Below are 13347 nucleotides of genomic sequence, written 5' to 3' on the forward strand. Positions count from 1 at the left end.
ATGGTGATATAATGGCAAATCCGATTAATGAATTTATAGGAATAATGAGAGACGAAGGTAAGTACCATAATCAACCTTCTTTTTTTATTGGAAAAATTAAAAGTAAATTACCAGATTTAAAAATAGAGACAAACAACATCATATTAGAAAAAGAAGATATTTTAATAGATAGTTGGATACTTGATAGACAAATAGAATCCTTTGATACAGAAACAAATCAAGAACATAAACATGAAGTAAAAAATCCTTTTATAGATAATTTTGAATCTGGAGACATGGTAATAATGTTTAGAATAGGCGAGAAATTTGCTGTTGTAAGTAAGTTGGTGAGCTTATAATGAGTACAATATTCCCTTTTATAGGTGTCCCAGAAGATTATATCTTACCTAAAACTGAAGAGTTACCAATCTTTCGTGAAGTGGCATGGGATTTTGAAAAAGATGAACCTATTTTAGAAAAAGGTGATTTTAAAATAATTGAAAAAAAAGAAGCTTTAAAAGTTTGGATATACAAGTGTATAAAAACAAATAGATATGAACATGAGATATACTCTTTAGAGTATGGTACAGAGCTTTCAGAACTTATAGGACAAAAGTATACAAAAGGTCTTACAGAAAGTGAAGCTAGTAGATTTATAAAAGAAGCTCTTTTAATAAATCCATATATATTAGAAGTAAATGTAAAAAATGCTAACTTTAACAGAGACATATTGAGTGCAAATGTAAAAGTATCCACTATCTATGGGGAGGTGGAATTAAATGTATAGTGACCAGACATATGAAATAATAAAAAATAGAACTCTTGAAAATATTAAGCTTGATATTTATAAAGGTGAGGGTTCTTTTATAAACAACATGGTATCTGGAAATAATCTAGAACTTGCAAAAATGTATATAGAACTTTCTAAAATACATAAAATGGCTTTTATACAAGACACATATAACCAATTTCTTGATAAAAGAGTTAATGAATTTGGTGTATATAGAAAGTTGGGAACAGAGTCAAATGGGGAAGTTGAATTTATTGGAGAGAAAGGAACTGTAATAACTAATGGCACAGTAATATCATATAGAGATTTACTATTTGTAGTAATAAAAGATGTAACTATTGGTAGTGAAGAAGGTGATAATAGTCCAGTTCAAGCTCTAGAAGTTGGAAAGAGATATAATCTACCTACAAATTGTGAATTTAAATTAGTTGATAACATATCTGGAGTAACAAAGATTATTAACACTAAAAGCTTTGAAGGTGGTACAGATATAGAGACAGATGAAGAATTAAAAGAAAGATTTTATAAAATACAGAAAAATCAAGCTACAAGTGGAAATAAAGCTCACTATGAAGAATGGGCTTTAGAGGTAGATGGAGTCTATAATGTTAAGGTTTATCCAAGGTGGGGTGGTCCAGGAACAATTAAAGTTTTGATATTTGGGAAAAACAATCAGGCTGTTGATACAGAAACAATTGAAAGATGTCAGCAACATATAGATGAAGAAAAACCTATTGGGCCAACTGTAACAGTTACAACACCATTACCAATAGAAATAAATATAAGTGCAGTGATGAAACTAGAAGATGGATATACATTAGATAATGTCAAAGAATCTTTCTTAGAAAGTATAAATTCGTATTTTAGAGAGATTAGAGGGGAAATAATCTATACGAAAGTCATGGGAATACTGATAAATACTACTGGTGTACATGATTTAAGCAATTTACTTATAAATGGAAGTACAGACAATATAACTATTAATGAGGACAAAATACCAAGTGTAACATCTGTTGATTTTAGTGAGGTGGAAAATCAATGAAACTAATTGATAAACTACCATCATTTGATAGAAATCACATTGTAGAAGAGATACAAGGTGCATATGATACAGAATTAAATATTCTTAAAGAAGATATTGATGATACTTTTAACCAATTATTTGTTGATACAGCAACATGGGGACTAGATATGTGGGAAGATATACTCTGCATTGAAAAAAAAGACCTTGATTTTAATACAAGACGTAGTAATATAAAAGCCAAAATGAGAAGCAGAGGTACTAGTACTATTGAGGTTATAAAAAGTATCTGTGAGGCATATACAAAATCAGAAACAGATATAAAAGTTTATAGTGATAAGTTTACATTCGTACTGAGTTTTATAGCAAATAATTGTGACTATAAAACTCTTTTAGATTGTAGTGATATGATTGAAAAGGTAAAGCCTGCGCACTTGTTACATTATCTAGAGCCTATAATATTAGATGAAAGTATGGTTTATTGTGGTGGAGGGATGGTGTGCAGTGAAGAGGTAAAAGTTCATCCATACTTTGAACCAATTATAAAGTGTAGCGCTGTTGTAAATTGCGGAGCTGGAATGATAAGTAGAGAAGAAATAAAGGTCTATCCTTTAAGTATTAAATGTATTGAGAGTAATTGTAAGATTAATATAGCTATTGCAAATAATACTGGTGTAGAAAATGTAATAGTTTATCCTAAATCGGAGGTGGTATAGTTGGAAGAAAAGTTTTATATAATATTAACCAAAATTGGTAGAGAAAAAATAGCAAATGCGACTGCACTAGGAGAGCTTGTAGGATTAACCAAGTTTCAAGTTGGAGATAGTAATGGAGAATATTATGAGCCGACAGAAGAGCAAACTGCTTTAAAAAATGTAGTTTGGGAAGGAAATATAAATTCTCTAAGAATTGATGAGAAGAATCCTAATTGGATAGTTATAGAGACTATTTTACCAGGAACAGTTGGTGGATTTATGATAAGAGAAGCTGCTGTTTTGGATAATGAAAATAATATAATAGCTATAGGCAAATATCCAGAGACGTATAAGCCACGTGCTGAAGATGGAAGTATTAAAGATTTAGTTGTAAAGATGATTTTACAGCTGTCTAATACTTCAAATATTACATTAGAAGTAGACCCTACATTGGTTTTTGTAACTCAAAAGGATATTCAAGATTTAGATGATAAGTTTGATAAGAATATAAAAGAAATAAAAGTAAACATTGGTGATGTAAATATATTAACTACAGATTCCAAAGATTTATCAGGAGCTATAAATGAGGTAGTTAAAAAAATAGAAAACATATCTTTTGATGATGTTATAAGTGGTCAAATACAAACTGATATATCAGTATTAAAAAATAGCTATAACAAATTATCTGAAAAAGTGCTAGATATATTAATATACCTAGAATTAGAGTCAGAAGTAACTGTAGATGAGGCTGGTTATTGGTATGATACATTAGCAAATGGAAATAACATAGTAGCTATAGAAGGACTTAAGTTAGATTTAAATAGAAAATGTATAACAGGTGAAATGGGTAATGTGATTTTTAGAGATGTGGTATTGCCATTTAGTGCAAATAGAGTTAGATATATACATGAGATGGATAATAACTTTGTTGAGACAAAATCTAGTAATACTTATTTAAAAGAACAAAAAGATATAACTCTAAATAAGTATTCATATGAAATAAGATAAATAAAGGGGGGAGTTCTGATAATGAAGCAAAATAAACTTTTACAACGTGGTGCTTATTTTAACGATAAGAATATATTGATTGATGATTTTGATAAAAGATATAATGATTATGATTTTGTAGCATTTTTTACTGGTATAAGTAATAGTACCTTTGGTTTAAAATCAGATGGGAATTTATATGCTTGTGGTGATAATACAGGTTTTCAATTAGGACTTGGAAAGGATTCGTCAGAGAGAAGGATGTTTAGTAAAGTAAAAATTGATAATGTAAAATACGTATCTTGTGGTTCAAAGCATAGTGTAGCAGTGACTAAAGATGGATTTGCATATGGAGCAGGAACAAGTAATGTAGGTCAATTAGGTGTAATTGAGTCTACAGTATATTATGAATTTACTAAATTACCAATAGATGATGTAAAAACTGTTGCATGTGGTTATGACTTTACTTTTATACTTAAAAATGATGGAACATTATATTCAGCAGGTTTAAATTCAAGTGGTCAACTTGGACTAGGTGATACTAACAACAGAGCCACTTTCACTAAGGTGAATATAGATAGTGTAAAGGATGTAGTAACTTATAATCAATCTGTATTTATCATAAAAATGGATGGAACAGCACATGCATGTGGATTAAATTCAAGTGGGCAGTTGGGAATTAATAGTACTTTAAATAAGAGTGTTTTTAATAAAATAGAAGGTATGGATAATGTAAAACAGATAGCGTGTGGTAGTAGTCATACAATTCTTATTAAAAATGATGGAACTATGTATACTACAGGATATAATGGAGTTGGTCAGCTTGGTACAGGAAATAATAACAATTCAATTGTATTTACTCTTTCTAGTATAAATAATGTTAAGTATGCTTCTTGTGGAAATAACCATACTATGATATTAAAATATGATAATACACTATTTAGTACAGGACAAAACAATTATGGTCAACTAGCAAATGCCAATAAAGATGTAGCAGCGAGAAATACTTTTGCTAAGGTTAACGTAGAAAATATAAAGGATATTAAGTGTGGTTCTCAATTTAACTTTTTAATAAATGGTTTAAAAGAGATATTTGTATCTGGCTGTAATTTAGCAGGTCAACTTGGTTCATTTTTTCATACAACTTTTCTGTATGAGTTTTCAAAGATACAATCTTCAAGTTTAGATAATTATTCAGGTCTATTGGTCAATGATGATTATTTGTATGTTACAAAGGATAATAGTGAATTTTTAAATGTAAAGTTAAGTGATAATTTTCAAGATTATAAGAAGATAGAGTTGACAAATAACAATATGTTTATTGTTATGAATGATGGTACATTGTATGCTTGTGGTTTAAATAATAATGGACAGTTAGGACTGGGAGATACTATTAATAGGTCAGTTATGACTAAGGTAGATATAGATAATGTTTTGGATATAAAGGGAAATGGAAACTCGACTTTTGTGCTTAAGAATAATGGAACATTATATTCATGTGGTTTAAATACTTATGGGATATTGGGTTTAAAGGATGAAGTTAATAGAAATATATTTACAAAAATTGAGCTAGAAAATGTAAAAGATTTTTCTGTAGAAAATGATTATATTATAGCTTTAAATCACTCAAAAGAAGTGTATGGATGGGGTAATCGTATATATACAAATATAGATTCAAAATCAAATTATCCATATAAGCAAAATATTGCTAATATAGAAAAAATAGCTTCATATAATTATTCTATTTATATGATAAACCATGAAGGAAGGTTATATGTTAGAGGATTAAATAATTATGCTCAGCTTGGTGTTAACACTTATGGTAGTGATTATGGAATTTCATTAGTAAAACAGTATAGACCATATTCACAATCTAGTACTTATCAAGAGTTGGTTGATCTACCAAAGATAATTAATGTATTTCCTTTTGATTATGGTTGCGCAATTGTTGATTTAAATGGAAAGGTTTATTTAACAGGACTACATAATTACTCAAATACACAATCTAGCAATATTACTATAAACAATTTCTCTAGATATGGAAAATATGTTGATAGAACAAATGATAATTATAACTATAGTTTTGTACTAAGTCCAGATTTTTCTGACATAGAAAAGGTAGTTGGTAATCCTAGTAATATACTATATATTAAAAAAGGAACTACATATATCACTGGTTATCCAAAAACATTTGGTTCAAATTTTACAGGATACAGAGGATATTCAAGTTTAGGATGTGAAAACTCAAATTTAGGAAACAATTTTATAATTAAATCTTCTAATTCTAAATTACTTGGAGATGGTGTTGCCAGTAATGGAGAATTTGGAAATATAACAAGCCTAGATGGTGTAAGTAATTATGATACAGGGTTAAAAGACATAAAAGATATCATTGTAAAAGGAAATAGTGTAGTAGTAGTAGATAAAAACAACAATATATATGTGACAGGAATGAATCAAAATAACAAACTTGGCATAGGAGAATATAATAATCAACCAGTAAAAAAATTCACAAATATAACTGAACAATCAAACTCATTTATATTTATGGATGATATAAAAGAAATTACAACATCAAGAAATACAATGTTTATAGTCAAAAATGATGGAACAGCCTATGCCACAGGAAACAATAGTTCTGGACAATTAGGTTTAGGAGATACAATAAATAGAAATAACTTTACTCAAATAGACCTTGATAACATAAAGAAAATATCAACAAGTATAGATGGAAACACAACATTTGCAATTAGAAATGATGGAACACTATACTCTACAGGACTAAATACCAAAGGACAGTTGGGACTAGGTGATATAGTAAATAGAAATACATTTACCAAAGTAAATATACAAAATGTAAGAGATGTAGTTTTAGGGACTACTCACTCACATGCAATCAAAGATGATAACACACTATATTCATGTGGAGAAAATACTCATGGACAACTAGGTTTGGGAAGCGAAAGTAGTCATCCAGATGTATTAACATTTACTGTAAACAATATAACTAATGTAAAAGATGTATACTGCTCAGATACAACAACATTCATTGTAAAAGACACAAATATTGCATATTGTTGTGGATACAATAATAATTCACAGCTAGGTATGGGAAATACTACTGACCAGTATAGTTTTATAAAGTGTATGGAAAATGTAAAAGAAGTTATACCAAATGAAATAAATACTTATATAATAACAATCTATAATACTGCATATAGTACAGGTCTAAATACTGATTATTGCTTAGGACTAAATAGTAACAGTAATCAAAGTGCATTTTCTGAAATTCCAATTTCAAATGTAGTAAAGGTAGCACCAAACAGAAATAATGCAGTACTTTTACTTACAAGTGAAGGTGATGTATATACTGCAGGTAAATGTAGTAATGGTTCAGGTACAGGAAGTGAGACTCCAGAGAAGATTAAAAAAATAGCATCAAAGGCAAAAGACATAAGTATGAGTTGTAGATGTGGATATTATGTAAGTGATAATGGTGACTTATATGGCACAGGTTTTAATGATTATGGACAATTAGGTCTTGGTGATGTAGCAAAAAGAGATACATTTATAAAAACCAATACAAGAGTAAAGAAAATACTTCCTCTAGAGTATGCTAATATAGCAATAAAAGATACTAATGATATATATATTTGTGGATTAAATAATTATGGGCAATTAGGTGTTGGTAATAGATATGATAGTAGAAATAATGATAATAGAATATTTAATTATAAGCATATGAATTTTGTAATGGGAGATTTAACATCTATTAAAAATAGACATAATTTTATACTTCTAAACAATAAGATAGTTATACCTACTACAAAAGACATAGATTATGGTTTAGTATTAGGAAATTTGTACAAAGGAGACCTTTATACTGAGCTTCCATATGAAGATATAAAAGAAGTATCTATTTCTAAAACTCATATTATTATATTACTTAATGATGGAACAATGTATGGATGTGGTACAAACTACCATGGAGAATTATTGCAAGATTTATCTATAAATCAAGTGGACGAATTTGTGCAGATTAATGTATCAGATGTAAAACATATTTCATGTGGAGATAATTTTACTTACTTTATAAAATCTGATGATAGTCTTTGGTCTATTGGTAAAAACTCAGAGTATCAATTAGGTATAGGGCATAATAATCCAGTTACTGAATTACAAAGAATTACAACTGTATCTAGCTGTAAAGAAGTACATTGTGGTAAAAACTATACTTTAGTAGTAACTACAGGCAATGAATTATTTGTACAAGGGTATAATGATAAAGGTACTTTAGGATTAGGAAGTGATAGTGAAAATACTATAATTAAATTCTTTACAAAAGCATTAACAGACATAAGAGAAATAAAATCTTATGGAAGTGACCATATATTAGTACTTAAAAATGACAGTTCAGTATGGATTACTGGGAAAAATAGAGATGTATATAAGATTGAACAACCTGTAGAATTTTTAAAAGAATTTACAATAATACCTATTTCTGAAGATGTAAATACAGTAAAGGATGTACTTGCAACAGACAATACATTATATATTATATCAGAAGTAGGAACAACAAATGCTGCTATAGAAATTACTGAAAAGTCGATTTCATCAATTAAGATAAAAATACAAGACCCTAATAAAGATATAAGCAGAATAGAAATGCTTATAAATGGAGAAAGTATAAAATCTATAAGTGACTTAACTACTGAAAAAATATCATTTGAAATACCACAAGATAAAATCAAGGTAGGGGAGAATAAGATACTATTTAGAGCTTACTGTAAAGGTGATGATTTATATGCATCTTTATTTATTTTTAAAGAGAGTACTGGAAATTCTATAATTAAAGACTCTTATGTTATGATAGGCAATAGAATGTACAAAGTAGTCAATACAACATCTAATGAGCAAGATATTACAATTACACTAGATAGAGGTCTTGAAGAAGATTTAAACCTTGGAGACCCTATATATCAATTAATAAATAAGACTAAGGTTCAAGTAAAAATAAATAAATCTGATTTATTTAAAGACATGAAACTAGTTGAAATTAAAAAATCAGATTCAAGCTATCAAGAAATCTATGAATTAGAAGAAGCCAACATAAAAAGTGCTCAACCTAAAATCATAGTAGAAAAAGGAGATAAATGGACAGCTATAAAACGTCCATCTATGATTTTTAGATATGATGCAGAAAACAACGAATCAGAAGCTTAAAATGGAGGTGTTAAAAATTGTTTAAATTTGATAAAAACAAAATAGAGCAAATCAAACAAGGTAGAAAAGTAGAAATGCAATATAAAGATATTTCAGACATAAGTGCAGGTCAAGTAAAGCAAGATGATGATATAACAAGTAACTTTATAGCAAATGCAGAAATATATGAGATGTTATTAAGTCAAAATCCTGTCAATGAAGTTCGCAGTATAAGCGCATTTAATACATCAAAATCTGGAGGTGAAAGTGGAATGGTAGAAGTATATGTAGCATTAATTTTAAGAGGAAAGAAAACTATAGAAGAGGTACCAACAATAATTAGAGAACAAGTTAGAATTAGATGTGAAGAACTAGAAATACCAGTTGAATAGTAAACTTAGAATAACTATAGAGTAGTTATTTTTTTTATGCAAAGTACAAGGTCTTACTTACTAAAGTTAAGACCTTGTACTTATTTTTTGCTATATTAATATTTTATAGATTTAATTAATTTATAAAAGAAATAAAAAATTAAAACACTAAATATATAAGTAGCAGTGTCAAAATATAGAGTACTATATGATATTAAAATATAGTAAAAATTCAAGATGTAAGTATAAAAAAATTAGATGATAGGAGACTATAATGGATAAGTTAATAACCGAATTGAGTAGTCTAGGGGCAATAGGGATATTATGTGCTCTTCTATTTAAAAACACTATGGAAGAGAAAAAAGAAGATAGAGATATGTACAAAAAAACTGTAGAGAATTTTATAGAATTATCTACTCAACAACAAGAAATAAATAAAAATATACTTGTACAGATGGGAATAATGAAGATAGATGTAGAGGAAATTAAAGAAAATGTAACTGATATAAAAGATATGTTACAAAAAGAAGGTGTATAATATGAAAGTAGCAATAGTACCAGGTCACACATTGTCAGGAAAAGGAACTGGGGCAGTTGGCTATATAGACGAAGGAAAAGAAAACAGAATCCTAACAGACCTAATAGTAAAATGGCTAAAACTAGGAGGAGCAACAACATATACTGGTAAAATAGACAAATCAAATGAATATCTATCAGAACAATGTCAAATAGCCAACAAACAAGATGTAGACCTAGCAGTACAAATCCATTTTAATGCAAATAAAACAACTCTAAATCCTATGGGAACAGAAACAATATATAAAACAAATAACGGAGAAATATATGCAAAAAGAGTAAACTCAAAACTTTCAACTGTGTTTAAAAATAGAGGAGCGAAAGAAGATATAAGAAACCTATACTGGCTTAATCATACAAAAGCACCAGCAATACTAATCGAAACTTGTTTTGTAGACAGTAAAGTAGACTCTGATTATTATATTAGAAGCAAACACACAATTGCAAAACTAATAGCAGAGGGCATTTTAAATAAAAATATAAAAGAAGAAGATAACTTACAGGAATCTTATGAAAATGTAATAGTATATTCTGGAGAAGTTGATAAAGCAATTGCAACCATAATGTCATTTTATATAGAAAAAAGCTTATTAATTGATATAAAGGACTATAAAAATAAAATGGCAAAAAACATTTTTTCTATAGGTGGAAAATCTACTGAAGTCGTAAAAAATTATTCTGATAAATATATTGAATTTGTTGGGAATGATAGAAAAGAAACTTTTGAGCTTGTGTTAAAGTACTTAGAAAAGCATAATTAAAATATAAATAAAGAAATATATATAAATAAATGTGTAAAACAAATAGATAGGAAACTTGAATAAATTAGCTTAATTAGAAAACTAAATAAAACGAAACAAATTAAAAAAATGAACAAATATAAAAGCGGTAGCATTAAATGCTACCTCTTTTTATAATTAAACTATAAAATTATTGTCTGTTAACTAAAATAGCTATCTTAGCATCTGGATTATAACTTATTTGAACCATTTGATTTTTCTTAATATGTTCAAGGTCTTCACCACCATAAGCAATTTGTAATTTAACTGGTAATTTACCTTGTTTTATAATAGCAACATACTCTTTTTTACCTTTTTTCTCTAAACTAATCAAATTGCCAACATAAGGTTTAAAGTTTTGATACTTTTTACTAGAATTTCTTATGTAGAAGAAAGCACCAACAGCAATAACTAAATTTATGCCAAGTGTAACCCAAGAATTGATTTTCAGCATAGCTCCAGCGATTATTATCACGAACATTAAAACGATAGGTAATATAGCCTTCTTAAGAAGTAATTTACCCATTATTTCATTAGCCTTTTTCTCAGGGCCACTCATAGTTTTTGATCTAGCAAATGATTGCGCGAATTTGTCTTTTAAGCCCATTTTATCCTCCTAATTTTAATAAATATTTAGTTATAATAACGAGAGATTACTTGAAACTAAAAATTTACTACATTTATATTATGTTTGACTTTTGTATAAATAATTACATTCAAGTAAAGCAAAATATACTAATTATTTTATCATAAAACTATAAAAAAGAAAATAAATGAAATAAAAATATTAGAGCAAAGAAATGATGTAAAATCGTATCAAAAGCAACATAAAAATTATTTATCTATTTTTTTATCTTTATTTTTATTATACTCAGTTTTTTCAAAGTCTTTCTCTTTTTCATATTCATGAAGTTTTAATTCAATCATACCTTCTATTTTTGCTCTATCATAATCACTTAGTTTTCTAAAGTTTTTTAAAAGTTTTATTTCATCAGAACTTATGCTATTAAATGGATAGTTTGGTGAGGAATCGCAAATTAAATTTGATTCTTGTGATATATTATCTCCATTTAATAGCCAGTCTACAGAAACATTAAATATATCAGCTATGGATTTTAATATCTCATAATTTGGTTTTCTAATATTTCTTTCAAATTTACTCAAATTATCACAGTTTAACATTTCTTCTAATTCATATTGCTTAAGGTTCTTTGTTTTTCTTAAATAAACAATTCTTTCTCCTAAAGTATCCATAAACACTCTCCATTCAATTAATGTCAGAAAGACTTTTTAAAATATAAATAGTTGCAAATTTAAGGTCAAAATGACATAAAAATATTGACTTAAGGTCAAAATGACTTTATAATTAATTTAATGATACGAAATTACATCCTAATTTTAGCACAAAGTAATCAAAAAATCTTATTTAGTATTAAATAAATTCATGTACTTAATATTTGTACATATTTAAAAAATATACTAAACAGAGGGAGGTGTATAAATTTAATAATAAAATTAAATATAAATCCACTTAGAAAGGAAACTTGATTAAATGGATACTCGAAAAAAATGGATACCTTTTTTGGGAATACAGGTCAAGCAAAGGCTTATTGAATTAAACATGACTCAAAGGGAATTAGCAAAAAAAGTCGGTGTTAATGAAAACTATTTGTCAGCTATTTTAAATGGCAGAAGAACAGGAAAAAAATATAAATCATCAATTTATCAATTGCTTAATATAGAATATTCAGAAGAAGATTAATATTAATAACTAATATATGAAGAAGGGGCATATTATTATGTGTAAATTAGATTCAGAAGGAGTAATAGAGTGCTGTAGAGCAATTGATGATTTTATTACGGCTCTCAATGGTGTACGAAGTTTAAACATGGAAAAACTGGATATTTTAACTAAATATTCTACTTCATGTTCAATCCTTCTTAGAGAGGAAAATTACAAAGGATGTACAATTGTATATAAAAAGATGTTGGAAGAATTAAAGACATAAATAATATATTAATTAGAGATAGAAAGAATTACATAGTGAGATAGAATATTTTTAAAAATATATAAAAAACATATAAACTAAAATATGGATATGTTAATCTAACTACAATAAATGTGTTTGTAATTAAATTATAGTTTATTTGAGCAACTTAATATCCATATTTTAGTTGTTAATTTAGCACAAAAAAAGAATCTTTATAAATGATGTAAATTCGTATCAAATTATGTATGTTTAAACTGGTTTATCGTTACTATCAGTAGGAGAATGTTTTTCTAATTCCTTATATTCAGATATCTTAAACTCTAGCATTCCTTCTATTTTTATTTTATCACGTTCATTCAATTGCCTATAGAGATTTAATATCATCATTTCATCATCAGTTACATGTAGATTATACAAATAATCTTCCTTATTTTCTTCAACACTATTATTGGAGTTTACTTTTTCTTTTCCATATAGAAGCCAGTCAGTGCTAACATCAAAATAATCAGCTATTGACATTAATATATCGCAATTAGGCTTCCTACCTCCAGTTTCAAACTTACCTAAGTTTTCAAATTTTAAAATATCCATAAGTTTACGCTGGGTAAGTTTTCTGGAGTTTCTCAAATAAGCAATTCTTTTTCCTAAAGTATCCATGAAACACACTCCTTTCTTTTTATAAATAAAAGTCTAAATGACATTAAAAATCGAGGTATATTCTTTTTGTTCTATAAAATTACTAAAATAAAGTCTAAATGACATTTTGCTTAAATTAATATACTCATACTATGATTTTAACATATTATAATTGAAAATATATGGTTTATTTTGATTTATAGATATCTTTTAATAGGCAAAAGTAGATATTGAAAATAAAGTAGTTTCAATAATATATTTTATAGATTACTTTTAAAGTATACTTGGGTATGAAAATATAATTTTCTAATAATGAAGAA

The 13347-nt window shown here is 27.4% G+C and carries 14 protein-coding genes; 11 read left to right on the forward strand and 3 right to left on the reverse strand.

All coding sequences use genetic code 11. The features are described from left to right. Positions 1–11: 11 nt before the first annotated feature. The 9 genes from KGF52_RS07150 (at position 12) to KGF52_RS07190 (ending at position 10382) form a co-directional block, all read left to right on the forward strand. Complete coding sequence (locus KGF52_RS07150; RefSeq protein ID WP_227839616.1) at positions 12–338, forward strand: DUF2577 domain-containing protein; 327 nt, start codon at positions 12–14, stop codon at positions 336–338. After that, a complete protein-coding gene (locus KGF52_RS07155; protein WP_227839617.1) occupies positions 338–766 on the forward strand; it encodes a DUF2634 domain-containing protein in 429 nt (142 codons plus the stop codon). Before KGF52_RS07150 ends, KGF52_RS07155 begins: the two co-directional genes overlap by 1 nt. Continuing rightward, on the forward strand, positions 759–1811 hold the full coding sequence (locus KGF52_RS07160) for a baseplate J/gp47 family protein (RefSeq protein WP_227839618.1): 1053 nt from the start codon (positions 759–761) through the stop codon (positions 1809–1811). Before KGF52_RS07155 ends, KGF52_RS07160 begins: the two co-directional genes overlap by 8 nt. Then, a complete protein-coding gene (locus KGF52_RS07165) occupies positions 1808–2506 on the forward strand; it encodes a putative phage tail protein (protein ID WP_227839619.1) in 699 nt (232 codons plus the stop codon). The genes KGF52_RS07160 and KGF52_RS07165 overlap by 4 nt, the downstream gene beginning before the upstream one ends. Beyond that, positions 2507–3493 (forward strand): phage tail protein, encoded by a 987-nt coding sequence (locus tag KGF52_RS07170; protein WP_227839620.1) that lies wholly within the window; start codon positions 2507–2509, stop codon positions 3491–3493. A 21-nt stretch (positions 3494–3514) separates the two neighbouring features. Further along, positions 3515–8695 carry a chromosome condensation regulator gene (locus KGF52_RS07175; RefSeq protein WP_227839621.1) on the forward strand — a complete coding sequence of 1727 codons (5181 nt, stop codon included), beginning with the start codon at positions 3515–3517 and terminating at the stop codon, positions 8693–8695. A gap of 17 nt (positions 8696–8712) precedes the next feature. Next, positions 8713–9066, forward strand: a complete 354-nt coding sequence (locus KGF52_RS07180) for a CD1375 family protein (RefSeq protein WP_227839622.1) — start codon at positions 8713–8715, stop codon at positions 9064–9066. A gap of 253 nt (positions 9067–9319) precedes the next feature. Beyond that, entirely contained in the window at positions 9320–9583 is a 264-nt protein-coding gene (locus tag KGF52_RS07185; RefSeq protein WP_227839623.1) for a hypothetical protein, read from the forward strand. Position 9584: 1 nt separating this feature from the next. Continuing rightward, positions 9585–10382, forward strand: a complete 798-nt coding sequence (locus KGF52_RS07190) for an N-acetylmuramoyl-L-alanine amidase (RefSeq protein WP_227839624.1) — start codon at positions 9585–9587, stop codon at positions 10380–10382. Positions 10383–10551: 169 nt separating this feature from the next. Here KGF52_RS07190 and KGF52_RS07195 read toward each other — a convergent pair whose 3' ends face one another. Together KGF52_RS07195 and KGF52_RS07200 are read right to left on the reverse strand one after the other, a co-directional pair. Then, the gene (locus KGF52_RS07195; protein WP_227434279.1) at positions 10552–11007 is read right to left on the reverse strand and encodes a hypothetical protein; all 456 of its coding nucleotides are present in this window, start codon (positions 11005–11007) and stop codon (positions 10552–10554) included. 227 nt (positions 11008–11234) lie between these two features. After that, the gene (locus KGF52_RS07200; protein WP_227839625.1) at positions 11235–11654 is read right to left on the reverse strand and encodes a helix-turn-helix domain-containing protein; all 420 of its coding nucleotides are present in this window, start codon (positions 11652–11654) and stop codon (positions 11235–11237) included. Between the two features lie 298 nt (positions 11655–11952). Between KGF52_RS07200 and KGF52_RS07205 the strand changes: the two genes are divergently transcribed. Together KGF52_RS07205 and KGF52_RS07210 are read left to right on the forward strand one after the other, a co-directional pair. Then, entirely contained in the window at positions 11953–12162 is a 210-nt protein-coding gene (locus KGF52_RS07205; RefSeq protein WP_227434281.1) for a helix-turn-helix transcriptional regulator, read from the forward strand. Positions 12163–12199: 37 nt separating this feature from the next. Next, entirely contained in the window at positions 12200–12409 is a 210-nt protein-coding gene (locus tag KGF52_RS07210) for a hypothetical protein (RefSeq protein WP_227827249.1), read from the forward strand. Positions 12410–12640: 231 nt separating this feature from the next. Here the strand turns inward: KGF52_RS07210 and KGF52_RS07215 are convergent, their stop codons facing one another. Beyond that, complete coding sequence (locus KGF52_RS07215; RefSeq protein WP_227839626.1) at positions 12641–13048, reverse strand: helix-turn-helix domain-containing protein; 408 nt, start codon at positions 13046–13048, stop codon at positions 12641–12643. Between the last annotated feature and the right edge of the window lie 299 nt (positions 13049–13347).

This window comes from Clostridioides sp. ZZV15-6597 (assembly GCF_020657815.1).
In the GTDB taxonomy this organism is placed as follows: domain Bacteria; phylum Bacillota; class Clostridia; order Peptostreptococcales; family Peptostreptococcaceae; genus Clostridioides.